The 17045-nt window shown below is 42.9% G+C and carries 14 protein-coding genes and 3 tRNA genes; 2 read left to right on the forward strand and 15 right to left on the reverse strand.

Annotation, left to right across the window (positions count from 1 at the left end; translation table 11 throughout):
* The first annotated feature begins 94 nt into the window (after positions 1-94).
* Entirely contained in the window at positions 95-1297 is a 1203-nt protein-coding gene (gene hmpA / locus C9J41_RS20010) for an NO-inducible flavohemoprotein (protein ID WP_107292783.1), read from the forward strand.
* A gap of 78 nt (positions 1298-1375) precedes the next feature.
* Here the strand turns inward: hmpA and C9J41_RS20015 are convergent, their stop codons facing one another.
* The 12 genes from C9J41_RS20015 to C9J41_RS20070 form a co-directional block, all read right to left on the reverse strand.
* Positions 1376-2005 carry a tetratricopeptide repeat protein gene (locus C9J41_RS20015; RefSeq protein WP_107208006.1) on the reverse strand — a complete coding sequence of 210 codons (630 nt, stop codon included), beginning with the start codon at positions 2003-2005 and terminating at the stop codon, positions 1376-1378.
* A 182-nt stretch (positions 2006-2187) separates the two neighbouring features.
* On the reverse strand, positions 2188-3504 hold the full coding sequence (locus tag C9J41_RS20020; protein WP_107208005.1) for an adenylosuccinate synthase: 1317 nt from the start codon (positions 3502-3504) through the stop codon (positions 2188-2190).
* A 121-nt stretch (positions 3505-3625) separates the two neighbouring features.
* Positions 3626-3820, reverse strand: coding sequence for a DUF2065 domain-containing protein (locus C9J41_RS20025; protein ID WP_105061373.1), 195 nt, complete (start codon positions 3818-3820; stop codon positions 3626-3628).
* Between the two features lie 73 nt (positions 3821-3893).
* Positions 3894-4895, reverse strand: coding sequence for a protease modulator HflC (gene hflC / locus C9J41_RS20030; RefSeq protein ID WP_107208004.1), 1002 nt, complete (start codon positions 4893-4895; stop codon positions 3894-3896).
* Positions 4896-4897: 2 nt separating this feature from the next.
* The gene (hflK, locus tag C9J41_RS20035; RefSeq protein WP_107208003.1) at positions 4898-6064 is read right to left on the reverse strand and encodes an FtsH protease activity modulator HflK; all 1167 of its coding nucleotides are present in this window, start codon (positions 6062-6064) and stop codon (positions 4898-4900) included.
* 54 nt (positions 6065-6118) lie between these two features.
* Positions 6119-7408 carry a ribosome rescue GTPase HflX gene (hflX, locus tag C9J41_RS20040; protein ID WP_005372817.1) on the reverse strand — a complete coding sequence of 430 codons (1290 nt, stop codon included), beginning with the start codon at positions 7406-7408 and terminating at the stop codon, positions 6119-6121.
* 28 nt (positions 7409-7436) lie between these two features.
* Positions 7437-7703, reverse strand: coding sequence for an RNA chaperone Hfq (hfq, locus tag C9J41_RS20045; protein WP_005372819.1), 267 nt, complete (start codon positions 7701-7703; stop codon positions 7437-7439).
* An 86-nt stretch (positions 7704-7789) separates the two neighbouring features.
* Positions 7790-8725, reverse strand: a complete 936-nt coding sequence (miaA, locus tag C9J41_RS20050) for a tRNA (adenosine(37)-N6)-dimethylallyltransferase MiaA (RefSeq protein ID WP_045129185.1) — start codon at positions 8723-8725, stop codon at positions 7790-7792.
* A 2-nt stretch (positions 8726-8727) separates the two neighbouring features.
* Positions 8728-10899, reverse strand: coding sequence for a DNA mismatch repair endonuclease MutL (mutL, locus tag C9J41_RS20055; RefSeq protein WP_107294935.1), 2172 nt, complete (start codon positions 10897-10899; stop codon positions 8728-8730).
* 2 nt (positions 10900-10901) lie between these two features.
* Positions 10902-12644, reverse strand: coding sequence for an N-acetylmuramoyl-L-alanine amidase (locus C9J41_RS20060; RefSeq protein ID WP_199187171.1), 1743 nt, complete (start codon positions 12642-12644; stop codon positions 10902-10904).
* 5 nt (positions 12645-12649) lie between these two features.
* A complete protein-coding gene (gene tsaE / locus C9J41_RS20065; RefSeq protein WP_107294936.1) occupies positions 12650-13114 on the reverse strand; it encodes a tRNA (adenosine(37)-N6)-threonylcarbamoyltransferase complex ATPase subunit type 1 TsaE in 465 nt (154 codons plus the stop codon).
* A gap of 4 nt (positions 13115-13118) precedes the next feature.
* Positions 13119-14558: an NAD(P)H-hydrate dehydratase gene (locus C9J41_RS20070; RefSeq protein WP_233220425.1), complete on the reverse strand. Its 1440-nt coding sequence runs from the start codon at positions 14556-14558 to the stop codon at positions 13119-13121.
* A gap of 246 nt (positions 14559-14804) precedes the next feature.
* Between C9J41_RS20070 and queG the strand changes: the two genes are divergently transcribed.
* Positions 14805-15938: a tRNA epoxyqueuosine(34) reductase QueG gene (gene queG, locus C9J41_RS20075; RefSeq protein WP_107207998.1), complete on the forward strand. Its 1134-nt coding sequence runs from the start codon at positions 14805-14807 to the stop codon at positions 15936-15938.
* A gap of 748 nt (positions 15939-16686) precedes the next feature.
* Here queG and C9J41_RS20080 read toward each other — a convergent pair.
* From C9J41_RS20080 to C9J41_RS20090, 3 genes are all read right to left on the reverse strand, one after another.
* Positions 16687-16762: transfer RNA gene (locus tag C9J41_RS20080), tRNA-Gly, on the reverse strand.
* A 52-nt stretch (positions 16763-16814) separates the two neighbouring features.
* Positions 16815-16890 (reverse strand) — tRNA-Gly (locus tag C9J41_RS20085).
* Between the two features lie 52 nt (positions 16891-16942).
* Positions 16943-17018, reverse strand: a tRNA-Gly gene (locus tag C9J41_RS20090).
* Positions 17019-17045 lie beyond the last annotated feature (27 nt).

Below are 17045 nucleotides of genomic sequence, written 5' to 3' on the forward strand. Positions count from 1 at the left end.
CCTGTTGTTATTTTAATCTTCTTATTGACTAAAAGATACAGATCAGATACAACTTATAACATACATTATAAATACATGTTTATAGGAAGTGCTCATGCTTAGTCAAAAAACGATCGATATTGTTAAAACAACAGCTCCTGTCATTGCAGAAGCAGGCCCTATGGTTACCCAACATTTCTATCAGCGTATGTTTAGCCACAACCCTGAGTTAAAAGATGTTTTTAACATGAGCCACCAAAAAAATGGGGCAAATAATGAACCTTCTAGCCAACAAGAAGCGTTATTTAATGCCATTTGTGCTTATGCCAATAATATCGAAAATCTTGCTGTGCTTTTACCTGCAGTAGAAAAAATTGCTCACAAACATACCAGTTTTATGATCACCGCAGAGCAATATAATATTGTTGGCTCTCACCTTATCGCCACCATTGATGAATTATTAGCGCCAGGACAAGAGGTATTAGATGCTTGGGCTGAAGCTTATGGTTTACTGGCTAATATTTTCATCAATCGTGAAGAAGAAATCTATCAAGAAAATGCGAATAAAGTTGGTGGGTGGCGTGGCACTCGTGAGTTCGTAGTCACTAACAAGCAACAAGACAGCGAATTTATCACGAGCTTTACCTTTAAACCTACAGATGGCGGTAAGGTCGCAAGCTATAAACCTGGGCAGTATCTGGGGATCTACCTTAATGCTGACGAATTAGAGAACCAAGAAATTCGTCAATATAGCTTATCTTCGGCACCACAAGATGATCAGTACCGTATTTCAGTAAAACGTGAATCTCACGGTAAAGTTTCAAACTACTTACATAACAATATCAATATTGGCGATAAAGTAATGCTTGCCGCCCCTGCTGGTGACTTCTTCTTAGATGTTGAAGCAAACACACCTGTCACATTACTTTCCGCAGGTGTGGGTTTAACGCCAACGCTTTCAATGCTTGAATCACTAACAGATCACCAAGCACCAGTTAACTGGCTACATGCCACAGAAAATGGCGCACATCATGCCTACAAAAAACAGGTAAAAGCACTCGCGCAGCAGCACAATCACATTCAAGATATCACTTGGTATAACGCACCACTTGATAGCGATCTTCCTGCCGAAGATTATGACTACCAAGGTTTGATGGATCTCAGCACGATAGCACCACAGCTAACAGATGAAAACATGCACTTTTACTTCTGTGGTCCTGTTGCCTTCATGCAATATATCGCTAAACAGCTATTAGCATTAGGTGTATCTGAAGATCGTATTCACTACGAATGTTTCGGCCCACACAAAGTCCTATAACTTAACGCAGCTAATACAACAAAGCACAGCGAAATGCTGTGCTTTTTTTAATCTGTTTACAGGGTTATTTGGGAAAAGTTACCATAAACTTGAACGTTGTTTTGCCCGAGCAATAATATTTTCAGGCATACGTAATTCTAATTTTCGACGTAACGTATTCAGTTGGTTATATAACGATTTATTCGCCGTCGTGGTTTGATACAGCCAGCGATAAGCATCTTCGTAATCAAGTGGGCTGCCATGATCTGACACTAATAGTTCAGCTAACTGAAGACGCGCTTTAATATTTCCTAGCGCCGCAGCTTCTCGTAAATACGGGATCGCACGCTCTTTATCTTGTTGCAATAACACTCCGTTCGCATAATAACGCCCTAATTGTTCAAGTGCTACCGGTGAGCCTTGCTGCGCAGCCGCTCGCATATAATACAAACCTTGCTCGACATCTTTGTCTACACACACGCCCCAAGCCAACATATCACCATATAAAAACTGATAAGAAGGTGACTCTACTCGCTCAGCGCGCGCTTTAATATCTTGTACAAGCTGGCAATCATCAGCTTTTATTTTTTTTAAATGCTGGTTCGTTTCAAAAAGCTGTATCAGTTCATCATCGCTATAAATGGGAACAGCATCTCCCACATTATCCAATGCGTAAGCGGCAGATATAAATAACTGGCTAGTCAATAATAAGATCGGAAGCTTTTTCATCATTAGATCTCAGGCTAGGGATAACTTTTTATCGACATCTAGCCTAAAGACTTTAGCTAACATTCTATCGTTAATTAATGATATCACTTCCAAAATATACGAATAAGGCAGTATTCATTTTAATTAGATATAAAAAAACCAGCCCGAAAGCTGGTTTTTAAATCAATTCGCATCAGCGATAATTATTCACCGTATGGGTGAACTTTGATAATTGTCTCGTTACGGTCAGGACCTGTAGAGATAATATCAATTGGAACGCCTGTTAGCTCTTCGATACGTGCAATGTAATCTAATGCTGCTTGTGGAAGCACGTCTAATGACTTAGCACCAAATGTAGTTTCACTCCAACCCGGCATTGTTTCATAAACAAGCTCTAGATCTTCGTACTCGTCAGCAGCCATTGGTGAAACTTCTAAGATTTCGCCCGTCTTCGTTTTGTATGCAGTACAGATTTTTAGCTCTTCTAAGCCATCTAGTACGTCTAATTTAGTTAGACAGAAGCCAGAGATAGAGTTAATTTGTACCGCACGACGCATAGCAACGGCATCGAACCAACCGGTACGACGTAGACGACCTGTTGTTGCACCAAACTCGTGGCCAACAGTACCTAAGTGCTTACCTACTGGATCTTGCTTGTCTAGACCATCATATAGCTCTGTAGGGAAAGGACCAGCACCAACACGTGTACAGTAAGCTTTCGCAATACCAAGAATGTAACCTAGGTGACGAGGACCAAAGCCAGAACCTGCAGCAACACCACCAGCAGTTGTGTTAGAAGAGGTTACATACGGATAAGTACCGTGATCGATATCAAGTAGCGTACCTTGCGCGCCTTCGAACATGATCTTGTCGCCACGTAGACGAGCATCATCAAGCTCTTTAGTGACGTCGATAACCATAGACGTTAGGATATCAGCTTGAGAAAGTACTTTTTCTAGCACTTCTTCGTAGTTTACAGGCTCAGCATTGTAGTAATGCTCAAGCTGGAAGTTATGGTAAGCCATCACTTCTTTAAGCTTTTCTGCAAATGCTTCTTTATTGAAAAGATCGCCAACGCGTAGACCGCGACGTGCAACTTTATCTTCGTAAGCAGGACCGATACCACGACCAGTCGTACCAATTGCTTTTTTACCACGAGCAGCTTCACGCGCTTGGTCAAGAGCAATGTGGTAAGGAAGAATTAACGGACAAGCTTCTGACAGGAATAAACGCTCACGAACAGGAATACCACGTGCTTCTAGTGGGCCCATTTCATTCATTAACGCATCAGGAGAAAGCACCACACCGTTACCGATGATGCATTTAACATTGTCACGTAGGATACCTGATGGGATCAGGTGAAGAACTGTTTTCTCACCGTCAATAACTAGGGTGTGACCTGCATTGTGACCGCCTTGGTAGCGAACCACATATTTTGCATCTTCGGTCAGTAGGTCAACGATTTTACCTTTACCTTCGTCACCCCATTGGGTGCCAAGAACGACTACATTATTTGCCATCTTTCTTCATCTATCAGTAGTTAAAAAGGGATTCTAGCACCTTAACATTCAGCTTGCAGTCATTTTTTAGCCGTGTAGACCGTTTCTGCAAGCTAATTGTCACCATTGTGTGCTATGTATTTTACATCTGCCTATACATCATATACGCAATAACCGCACCGGCAACAACCAGACAGCCGCCAATACGACGCAAATTATTATCATTTTGTTGGCTTAACTGGTTAACCATCTCTCGCCACCCGCGAGGCGCAAGTAATGGCCCTAAGCCTTCAACCACTAATACTAAGCCTAGTGCCATCCAAATTGAATGTGACATTTTTCTTTTCCCCATAAAAAAAGACAAGGCCGAGGCCTTGTCTTTACAATAACAGATGTCTGTTGTGATTGGTTTAGTTTGCTTTAAGTTCTGAATGATTCATGTACTTAAAGAATTCATTGTTAGGATCAACAACCAATACATCATTTTTAGAGTTGAAGCTCTTCTCGTAAGCTTTAAGCGAACGCCAGAAGCTGTAGAACTCTGGGTTTTGGCTATAAGCTTTTGAGTAAATCTCTGCCGCTTTTGCATCCGCGTCACCACGAATAACCTGTGCTTTACGTTTTGCTTCAGAAAGAACAGTCGCTACTTCAAGCTCAGAACGTGCACGTAACTCTTCAGCACGTTGACGACCTTGCGAACGGTAACTACGCGCTACTGATTCTCGCTCGGCACGCATACGACGGTAGATAGACTCACTGATTTCATCTGGTAGGTTAATTTTCTTAATTCGGAAATCAACCACTTCAATACCCAAATCTTTCGCACTTTCACGCGTTTCTTCAAGTACATCTGCCATGATTTTATCACGCTGGCCTTCAACTTCCTTCACCGGTACTACACCTTCAATTACCGCTAGAGCAGCTTTAGCCGCTTTAGTTTGTGCAATATCAGACGCTGTAGTTGGTGTTGAAATGCTGTCTTCTCCAGACACGATCTGCTTAATTTCTTTCGAACCGATTTCAGCACGTAGGCTATCGACTACTTTACGCTTTAATAGCGCTTCTGCAGTTGATGTATTACCACCACCTGTTGCTAAGTAGTACTTACCAAAATCTTTGATACGCCATTTCACATAGGTATCAATGATCACGTCTTTCTTCTCAGCTGTTAAGAAACGATCAGCCTGATCATCCATAGTTTGAATACGCGCATCTAAATCATGAACACGGTCAAACACTGGTACTTTAAAATGTAGGCCGGGCTGATAAATACGGGCAATTTCAGTATTGTTATCTTTTAAGATACGACCGAAACGCACCACGATACCACGCTCACCTTCTTTAACGACAAACACTGACATCAATAATAGAGCAATAAAAATCACTACTACTGGGATCATTAACTTACGCATAATTAATATCTCCCTTGACGGCCAGTATCAGCACGAGAAGCAGGTGCAACTGGAGTTGGAGTTTCTACTTTTTCTAATTCAATACCGCTTAAACGATCTGAATTATCGGTTTTCTTATCAGCTTGATTTGACTGAGACATCAGCTTATCAAGTGGTAAGTACATCATATTATTACTGCCACCTGATTTCGTATCAATTAACACTTTGCTGGTGTTACTGTACACCTTCTCCATGGTATCTAGATACAAACGCTCACGTGTCACTTCTTTCGCTGCTAGGTATTGTGGCAACAATTTATCAAACTGTGCTACATCACCCAATGCGCCATTAACAACACGCTCAGAGTAACCTTCAGCTTCGTTCTTCAGACGCTCAGCACGACCCGTTGCTTTAGGCAAAATATCATTACTGTAAGCTTCTGCTTCACGAACGTAACGCTCTTCATCTTCTCGCGCTGCGATAGCATCATCAAATGCATCTTTCACCGCTTCAGGTGGACGAGCTGATTGGAAGTTCACATCAACAACACGGATACCCATGTCGTATTTTGCAATAATTTTATCAATTGCTGCTTGAGTATTCGCACGAATAGTCTGACGACCTGTCGTCAATGCCTGATCCATCGTTGAATCACCAATCACGGCACGAAGTGCAGAATCGGTTGCCTGACGCAAACTGTCATCAGCATTCGTTACGCTAAATAGGTACTTCTCAGCGTTATCAACACGGTACTGAACATCCATTTCAACTTTCAGAACGTTTTCATCTTTCGTTAACATCAAGCCAGATGCACGAAGAGAACGAATTGCTTGAATGTTGACTGGGATAACTTCATCAATAAACGTTGGTTTCCAGTTCAGACCGGGTTTTACAACTTGATCAAACTTACCAAAACGTAGCACAACACCTTGCTCTGCTTCGCCAATGGTGTAAAAACCAGAAAAACCCCAAACCGCCGCAGCTAATACGGCAACAGCCCCCAAGCCAACAGCGCTCCCGCTGCCACTCGGCCCTTTTTTATTTCCAAACACACCGCCAACTTTACGACTTAGTTTTGAAAAAACCTCATCGAGATCTGGTGGTCCTTGTTCACGTCCACCGCGATTATTATTACCCCAAGGGTCTTTATCATCACGGCCGCCGTTGTTTCCAGGCTCATTCCACGCCATTATAGAACTCCATCAATATGATATGACGACAGTTTTTATCACTCTAGTAATCCATTAAGCAACGATAAAGTCATCTAACGAAGTACTTTCTCTTTTTTGTAATCGAGACCATTCCGCCAAAGGCAAACGAATATCAATCATCAAATAACCGTCTGATTCGTATTCTTCTTGTAAAATACATCCCAGCTGATAAAACTTGCTACGGATACGCCCAATCATTTCAGGGGGTACACGTAAGGTATGCGCTACCATCGTACCGGAGAGGCGTTCAGTTAGTGCTTGGAATAACAAGTCAATGCCTTGCCCTTCCATCGCTGAAACCCAAACGCGACGAGGAACTCCCTCTTCATCTCGTTCAATACGAGGTTCTGCATGCTCTAAATTATCAATTTTATTCATGATAATTAAAGTAGGCACCTCACCCGCATCAATTTCTTCTAGTACTGTTTCAACAGCTTCAATGTTTTCACGGAAGCGATCATCACTTGCATCAACCACATGAAGTAAAAGATCAGCCTCTTGTGTTTCTTTAAGGGTAGCTTTAAATGCTGCCACTAGATCGTGGGGAAGATGTCGAATAAATCCAACGGTATCAGCTAAAATCGCTGTACCTACATCAGCCACTGCTATTTTACGTAGTGTAGGATCTAGAGTTGCAAACAGTTGATCGGCGGCGTAAACCCCCGCATCGGTGATCCGATTAAAGAGTGTGGATTTACCAGCATTGGTATATCCCACTAATGAGATCGTTGGAATTTCTGCACGATTACGCGCACGTCTTCCTTGATCACGCTGTTTAGCCACTTTATCTAAACGACGTAGAATTGTTTTAATTCGATCGCGCAATAAACGTCTATCTGTTTCAAGCTGCGTTTCACCAGGTCCACGCAGACCTATCCCCCCTTTCTGTCGCTCAAGGTGAGTCCAACCACGAATCAATCGGGTTGATATATGACGTAACTGTGCAAGCTCGACTTGCAACTTACCTTCATGGGTACGTGCGCGTTGAGCAAATATATCTAAGATCAAACCTGTTCTGTCGAGTACACGACACTGACAAATTTGCTCCAAGTTACGCTCTTGAGCGGGAGACAAGGAGTGGTTAAAGATAACGATATCAGCTTCCGCTGTTCTTACCGCGTCGGCAATTTCTTGTGCCTTACCTTCTCCAACGTAATATTTAGGGTGCGGAGTCTTACGGCTGCCAGTGACAACATGCAGTGTATTGACGCCCGCTGAGGAGACCAGCATTTCAAATTCGCTAAGATCTTCCCATTCCCCATCTTGCGTGAAGTTAATATGAACAAGAATCGCCTGTTCACCGGCTTCATAACGGTCAAACAAGCCATTAACTCCTTAATGGAAGAATAAATTATTCTTCAGTTTTTTCTGGACGTTCAGTACCTGCTGGACGATCACCTGCATGGTGATGGTTCACTGGACGAGCAGGAACTACCGTTGAAATAGCATGCTTATATACCATTTGGTTTACAGTGTTTTTTAATAGGATCACAAATTGGTCAAAAGACTCAATTTGTCCCTGTAGTTTGATACCGTTTACCAAGTAAATTGAGACCGGAATTCGTTCACGACGCAGCGCATTTAAAAACGGGTCTTGCAGAGATTGCCCCTTAGCCATTATTTCTTTTCCTTATTTGTTTGTAGTTGTATTAGCAACGAACAAAAACTAAAAATACGCAAAGCAGTTCAGAGTATACACGTTAATCAAACATCACATCTAACTGAGTTTGTGACTGTTTGTAACGCGGAATCCACATCACTACTATCCAACCAGGTCAAATCTTTCCAACCGCGAAGCCAGGTAATTTGACGCTTTGCTAATTGACGGGTAGCACAGATACCACGGAAAACCGCTTCATCTAAGTCATAATTCCCGTCCAAATATTCCCACATCTGACGATAACCAACGCAACGAATAGAAGGAAGCTCAAGGTGAAGATCACCACGCTCGTGCAACGCACGTACTTCCTGCTCAAAACCTGCCTCGATCATTTTATTGAACCTAAGCTCAATTCGCTGATGCAGTACAGCCCTATCCATGGGAGTGATTGCAAATTGATGAACCTTGTAAGGTAAAGATTCACCTTGAGTTTTTGTTAACTCAGTTAAAGTTTTACCCGAAATTCGGAAAACTTCCAATGCACGAGATAATCGCTGTGGATCATTGGGATGAATTCTTGCTCCGGCAACGGGATCAATCCTTACTAATTCATCATGCAATGCTTGCCATCCATGCTCAGCAGCATCTCGTTCAATCCCTGCGCGAACCTCAAGATCTGCAGCAGGTAAAGGCGATAAACCTTCCAATAAAGCCTTGTAGTACAACATAGTACCACCAACTAATAAAGGAATTCGCCCTGCTGCAACTATATCAGCCATTTCTTTCAGTGCATCAGCACGAAAGTCTGCAGCCGAATAACTTTGCGCTGGATCACGAATATCGATCAAACGATGCGGTGCTAATGCAAGTTCATGCGCATCTGGCTTTGCTGTACCGATATCCATTCCCTTATAAATAAGGGCAGAATCAACACTAATCAACTCAACAGGCAGTTGCTCTCGTAATCGAATGGCAAGATCGGTTTTACCCGAAGCTGTTGGTCCCATTAAAAAAATGGCTTGAGGTTGTGGCTTAGTTATCATTATTTAAAGGCTTCTATTGCTGCTTGCATATCTACCGGTCGAAGTAATTGGCTTTCATGACCTGCCAAATTCTCTCCCCATAGCTGCTCTAATTCAGAGACTAGCTGAATGGCTTGCGACAAACTATAACTTGCCACTGTACCAACACATTGTTCAGCTAACCAATATAATAATTTATCCCACCCTTGTGCTTCTGGATCATCACAAGCTGTAAGTAGGTAGGTTAACAAATTCGGGAGCAACTGTTGTAAGTTTTGTTGTCTTAATGGCATACATACTGACATGATTATTATGCCATTTCTCCCTTTCGCTTTCAGTTGAATCCCTAATTGTTTAAGTAGCATCGCATGTTGTTCAGCACAGGCAATTAAATCGCTCTCTACAGGTACCGATAGTGGGATCAAAAGCGGTTGAGGTTTTAATCCTTCCGTTTGCGCTAAACGCAATTGTCCAACATAGCGTAGTAACTCTGCATGATCTAAATTCAGTAAGGCAATATTGGTCTCTTGCTGCATTAGTAAGTAACGCTCAGCCACCAAACATAATGCTTTACCAAGCCCCATAGCTTTACCCGCTATCGCATGTTGTTTAACAACTGCTGTTGAAGGCATTTCTTGCCACTCTCTACGCGGCTCGGCAACACGCTCTATGGGGTGTTCTGCTAAAACATGTTCTGTCGGCGATTCCGTTTGTAACAGCTTTTGGTATGCCTTGATCTCAGCCGCCGTCGGCCCTTCCGGTTTAGGAGAACGTGAGGCGCCAAATGAAGCATCAGAAGTTCTCGTGGTATTTATTGTTTGCTCACTGCCTTGTCGCTCACGAGGACTACGATCATAATGCTGCTGATCTCTATTATTAGTGCTTGGTGAAGCAGAATAAGAAGATGGTTTACTATGCTCAGACGCTTCACTTACCGCATATTCAGCTGATACTGCTAAGCCACGCATATCACTATCAATGGGTGCTCTTGCTGAATGTGACGGTGTCGATGCAGACTTATTCCATTCCGATGACGGTGATTTATGAGGATACTCTGGCGTCGCATCTATCGCTTGAGCGACCCTCTGCGTCACAGAGTTTGTTGGTTCAATCACGACACCATCTTCATCGACTTCGATACGGTGAGCACTCGATCGTATCGGTGATTGATACTGATGCTGCTCTTCTTCTAATGCCCCTTGCTGCAATGCACTTTGTAAGGCTTGGTAGATAAAATCATGTACCAACCGTGCTTGGTGAAAACGCACTTCATGTTTTGCTGGGTGAACATTCACATCAACTTGGTGAGGATCAACATCAATATACAGTACGTAAACTGCATACTGATCGGATCGTAAACTCGACTCATAAGCTTGACGGATCGCATGATTGATCAGCTTATCTTTCATCATCCGTCCATTAACATAACAATACTGAATATCATTTTGTGCACGAGCGCCTTGAGAGCTACATACCCAACCGGATAATTTCAAGTCCCCGTGCGCTAATTCAACCACCAATGCATGTTGCAAAAAGCCTGAACCACATGCCGTTGCTAATCGACGCTCTTTTTGAATCGGCGTTTGTGCCGCTCGGTATTGTCGAATGATCTTACCGTTATGACGCAAAGTAATAGCAACATCGAAGCGGCTTAACGCAATACGTTTGATCAACTCATCAATATGATTAAATTCTGTTTTTTCTGTCCGTAAGAACTTACGACGCGCAGGTGTATTAAAGAAAAGATCAAGCACTTCTAGCGTTGTACCTACCGGATGGGCTGCAGGTTTTAACTGGACGTCCATATCTCGCCCTTCAGCATACGCTGACCACGCTTCTTCTTGCGCTTGGGTGCGGGAGGTTAACGTTAAACGAGAGACGGAACTGATACTGGCAAGCGCTTCACCACGAAAGCCAAGACTGACTATCGCTTCAAGATCATCCAGAGTAGTAATTTTAGAAGTCGCATGACGGCTAAGGGCGAGCGCAAGCTCATCTTTAGGGATCCCTTTTCCATTATCACGAATACGAATGAGCCGGCTGCCACCTTTTTCGATATCAATATCGATTCGAGTAGCACCGGCATCAAGACTATTTTCAACAAGCTCTTTGACTACAGAAGCTGGGCGTTCAACAACTTCACCCGCTGCAATCTGGTTAGCCAGCCGAGCGGGTAAAATCTGAATCGGCATAATTAACTTCTTGGTATGATTAGCGTCTGTCCTACAGCTAGTTTATCAGAACGTAGCTTATTCGTAGCACGAATACTTGCAACTGACACACCATATTTATCAGCAATCTTACTCAAAAACTCGCCACGCTTTACTTTATGTTGAACATATTTCGGCGCAGGAACGGCAATTTTTAATTTTTGCCCAAGCATCACATTGTCTGATTTTAGGTGATTAAGTTGACGGATGCTGCTCATGGTAACACCATATTTTGCTGCAATCTTACCTAAATATTCACCACGAACGACTTTATGCACAATCACCTTGGTTGAGGCAACAGGTTTCACTGTAGCACTGCTCGATGTCGTACTCACCGTTTTCGTTGGCGTCGAAACCGACGCTGTCTTAATGTTGCCAGGAATAATCAACACTTGACCGATGTTCACTGAGGTTGATTTCAGATTATTCGAAGCTTTGATTGATGCCATCGACACGCCATACTTCTGGGCAATACCGCTTAATGACTGACCCGATGTCACTTTATGCTTACTTCCACGTCCTTTCAAACGAGAAGCAAATAAAGTACCTTCAGGTGGATTTGCTTCAAAATACTCCAACACCCCTTTATAAACCGCATTCGCTAATTGGTTTTGGTGTGATGTCGTATTAAGTAATTTCTCTTCTGTCGGATTGGTAATAAAACCCGTTTCAACCAATAGCGATGGAATATCAGGTGATTTCAATACCGCTAAACTTGCGTATTGCGGAACCGTTTTATGCAAACGTGCCACTTTACGTAACTCATGTAATACACGAGTAGCAACATCGTAGCCTTCTTTTTGCGAGTAACTAAATTGAAGGTCTAATACCGCTCGGCCAAGATATTTATCATTGGTATTACTTGATAAAACATCGCCACCACCTAATAACTCAGATTGCTTCTCACTTTGCTCCAACCAACGACCTATTTCAGTATTCGCACGGCGTGTGTTTAGCACCCATACAGAAGCACCACGAGGTTGCGGTTTTGTAAAGCCATCAGCATGGATAGAAACTAAAAGAAGGGCTTTATTCTTACGTGCAATTTCTGAACGCTTACCCAATGGAACAAAGTAGTCACCACGGCGAGTTAGTACTGCACGCATACCCGTTGTTGCATTGATCTTAGCTGCCAGTTTTTTCGCAACCGCTAGTGTGACATTTTTTTCATATTTACGCGTTGGACCAATAGAGCCAGGATCATCACCACCGTGACCTGCATCCACCGCTACCACGATATCAGCGGTACCAGATGGCATTTTCGCTAAGTTATTTGCCGTCGCTTTTTCTTCTGCTTGCTCTTCTTTAGCACCAACAGTTTTAGACGTTCCATTCGGCAAGTCTAAAACTAAACGGTAACCATAACTGCCCGTTGGTGATAAAGAGAATATTGTTGGCGTTACACCACGCTTAACTTCAAACACCAGTCGCGTTGTACCTTTTGCAGGCGCTGTACTGGTGCGAACTTTGGTTAAAATATCACTTTTCTGAACCGCAATAGGAAGTTTAGTTTTGATCTTAGTATCTTTAAGATCAACCACTAAACGAGAAGGTCCTGCTAATGAAAAGTGAGAATAGTCTGCTTTACTTTGCAGATCTAATACTACGCGAGTTTCATCTGGCGCAGGCCAAATTCTCACCCCTTTGAGTTCATTTGCCCAAGAGGCAGCAGAACTCACTAATCCTGCTCCTACTATCAGGAACTTTAAATACGTCCGTAACGCCATCCTAATTAACTCAACTCCAAATGATTGATCAATGCTGCACCATATTCCGTATTGGCGCGGATCAATACTTTTCTCTGCTCACCGTGATAACACATTTCTAATTCAAGATCGGGTTGAGGTAATAACCCATCACCTTTCTCTGGCCATTCCACTAAGCAAATAGCATCCTGGGTGAAATAATCACGAATTCCCATAAATTCTAATTCTTCAGGATCTGCAAGGCGATAGAGATCAAAATGATACACTTGCCAAGGAGCAAGATCATAAGGTTCAACTAGGGTATATGTCGGACTCTTAACATTCCCTTGATGGCCTAGCGCACGAATAAAACCACGACCAAACGTTGTTTTTCCGGCTCCCAAATCGCCGTGAAGATAAATCGTTGTTTGTTGCGTACAGGCTTTAGCTAATTTAAGGCCTAAATCTACTGTTGCCTGCTCATCAGCAAGAAAGGTTTCAAATGTTTGCATGTTTTTATCTTGGATTGACTAATTGACGAATAAACGGAAAGAGATCTGATGCCAGCATACCACGCTCTCCGCTTTGCGCACACAAATCTGCGGCTCGGCTATGGATCCAGACTCCCGCATAGGCCGCTTCGACTAACGCTAAACCTTGGCCGAGTAAAGCACCAATGATACCTGATAATACGTCCCCCATCCCTCCCGTTGCCATTCCAGGATTGCCGCAAGTACAAATCCATAATGTCTTACCATCATAAATTAAACTGCCAGCCCCTTTTAAAACAACAACACCGCCATAATTTTGCTGTAAGCGCTGAATCGCGACAAACCGATCGGCTTCAATCTCATTAATAGAGACATCCAATAATCGCGCCGCTTCGCCGGGATGTGGTGTAATGATTCGATTATCTCGGTAGTCAGGGGCTTTTGCCAGTAAATTAAGGCCATCAGCATCAACGACACAAGGTTTATCAATATGATGACACTGCGCAAAGAGAGATTGTCCCCAATCACTGGTTCCAAGCCCAGGCCCTAATACAACCACATCTGACCAAGCAAGCTTATCAACAAGTATGTTTGAAGACTCTTGCCAACCAATGGCCATTATCTCAGGTCTCATCATCACAATTGACAGTGCATTGTCAGGTCGTGTTATCACCGACGTTAAGCCAGCACCTGCACGGCTACAAGCTTCTGACGATAATCGAATAGCTCCCGCCATTCCAAGATCACCACCAATACAAAGCACGCGTCCAAAACACCCTTTATGAGCAACACGTGAGCGCGGAAAAAGTAATGACTGTACCTGCGATTCTGTAATGTGTAATGCTGATGGTTTCATGACTTGCGAGAATTGCAGATCAAATCCTAAGTCTGAAAAGTAACGTTCCCCACAATATTGTGCTGCTTGCCCTGTTGTCAGCCCTTGTTTAAAACCAATAAAAGAGAGCGTTTGTGAGGCCTTAATAACAGCACCAAAAGTTGCACCAGTATTTGCACATAATCCTGAAGGCACATCCACTGCAATCACAGGCGTCTTTTGATCATTGATCCAACGAATGCGTTCAGCGATTTCTGAGCGAACTTCACCTTTAACCCCAACCCCTAATAACGCATCGATAATTAACTCATAACTTGTGGTTGGCGTATCAGTGATCGTTTTACCATTACATTGCAACCAGTGAGAACGAGCACATCGAGCGTCAGCAGGTAAATGTTCAACATTGGGTGATTCCCACACAGTAACATCAATACCCTGATCATGTGCTAAACGAGCCACTACATAGCCATCACCACCATTATTACCTTTACCGCAGCACACTAATAATTTATTACATTGAGGATACCGCTGCCTCATAAGATCAAACGTTGCCTCTCCAGCACGTTCCATTAAGTGATAAAGCGTGACACTATTTTGTTGCTCTGTGAGTAATTGCTCACCTTGCCTGATTTACTCTGAGGTATAGAGAAATAAGGGGATGTCATGAGTGATCATAGGTAAAGTGCCCTCAATAAACGTGTAACAACTATAACTAATCAAAATGCACAGTGTTAATTTTATACATCTATAATCGCAACGTCAGAGGTCATTATCGCAGTCTATTCTTAGCAATCCACATTCTCACCGCTATGATCAAAACAAGAATATGCTAGAATGCGCCCCCTTTCATTTAGCGCAATATAAAAGAGTTCGGTTATGACTATCGATTACCATCAACTTGCTGAGCAGATCAAAACTTGGGGACAAGAACTGGGCTTTCAACAAGTGGGTATCACTGATATTGATTTGTCACAACACGAAGCTGAATTGCAACGCTGGCTTGATGCTGGCTATCACGGTGATATGGACTGGATGGCACGTCATGGCATGATGCGTGCGCGCCCTGCTGAACTACTACCCGGCACTATCCGTGTGATCAGCGTAAGAATGAATTACCTTCCGCCTCACGCCGAGTTTGCCCAAACACTTAAGCAACCTCAAAAAGCGTTTATTAGTCGCTATTCACTCGGTCGTGATTACCACAAGCTGATCCGTAATCGACTGAAACAATTAGGGCAACGTATTGAGCAAGCCGTCGGGCAGTTTGGCTGCCGACCTTTTGTTGACTCAGCGCCTATTCTAGAACGCCCTTTGGCACAAAAAGCAGGGCTTGGTTGGACAGGCAAACATTCACTTATCTTAAATGAGCAAGCAGGCTCTTGGTTCTTTTTAGGTGAGCTATTAGTTGATATTCCACTGCCAATTGATAAACCAAGCAGTGAGCAATGTGGGAAATGTGTCGCTTGTATAACGAGCTGTCCAACAGGTGCTATTGTTGAAGAAGGAATCGTAGATGCGCGTCGTTGTATCTCATACTTAACGATTGAATTTGATGGTGTGATCCCAGAGCAATACCGCAGTGCTATCGGTAACCGTATCTATGGTTGCGATGACTGCCAATTAGTCTGCCCCATAAACAGACATGGACAATTAACAGAAGAGCACGATTACCACTGTCGTGACAGCTTATACCAACAAGACTTGCTAACTCTTTATGCTTGGGATGAAACGACATTCTTAAAAAATACCGAAGGCTCAGCTATTCGCCGGATAGGCCATATTCAATGGCTCAGAAATATCACAATTGCTCTGGGTAATGCTTCTTATCAAATAGAAATTGTTGAAGCACTTCAGCAGCGTCAAGGGATCTCTGAATTACTTGATACACATATCGATTGGGCGCTATCGCAACAACAACAAAGAAAAGATCAACTCGCTCTCGAAATTTTACCTACTAAAACAAAACGTTTAGTACGGATTATTGAGAAAGGCTTACCTCGAGATGCATAAGTCACTCGGGGGATATGTGGAAAACTTTTTAAAGTTAGGTTTTTTCTTGGGGATAGGTAAAGATTAAACACAGGAGGTGGATAACATAATCAAGATAGTTATCCCGAGGAGGAACATGACATAAAATCTGTTGAAAAGCAGGTATAACAATCAATATTTACATTATAAAACATAAAGTTAAATGAAATAAAAACACCTGTGGATAACGGTAATTAAACACTATTCAAATTAAAATTCAAAGTTACTCACATAGCATCAGCACATCTAATCAACCAACTTACCCACAGTACATGTAGTGTGGATAACTCTGTTAATTTCATTGTGATCTAACGGTGAAATACTATTATAAAAATAATGTGTTAGCACTATCTGCAATGTTATTCGCTCAGATGGCACAGCTTTATGCACTACTGTTGCAATAGATAAACATTACTAAGAAAAGAGCGTACGCGTTAGTTATATCGCGCCAATACAGCAGTATTGATGTTACAACATGAATACCCTGTATTGCTGAGACAGCAAAAACAACCCTTAAAGGTTGCTTTATACAAAGTGAGTTCTGTTGTCGAAGCCGATCGCTTCTAAGTGGGCTTCGTAGCTAAGCTAGAAACACTTGAAGCAGTACACTGATGATATCGGTAATCGAATACCTCAGGAATACTACATTAGGACTATTACTTCACAGCAATAGTTCATCGATAAGTTCGATGATAACTCTGTTTATCTACAATGAAATAAACAATCAAATTGGAGCGACACACGAGGTTCGAACTCGTGACCTCAACCTTGGCAAGGTTGCGCTCTACCAGCTGAGCTAGTGTCGCATAGCTAGGTCTTTCACCTAACGTTCATCGCTTTCGCCATGAACTATCAAATTGGAGCGACACACGAGGTTCGAACTCGTGACCTCAACCTTGGCAAGGTTGCGCTCTACCAGCTGAGCTAGTGTCGCATAGCTAGGTCTTTCACCTAACGTTCACCGCTTTCGCCATGAACTATCAAATTGGAGCGACACACGAGGTTCGAACTCGTGACCTCAACCTTGGCAAGGTTGCGCTCTACCAGCTGAGCTAGTGTCGCATAGCTAGGTCTTTCACCTAACGTTCA

It is taken from the genome of Photobacterium sp. GB-50 (assembly GCF_003026755.1).
In the GTDB taxonomy this organism is placed as follows: domain Bacteria; phylum Pseudomonadota; class Gammaproteobacteria; order Enterobacterales; family Vibrionaceae; genus Photobacterium.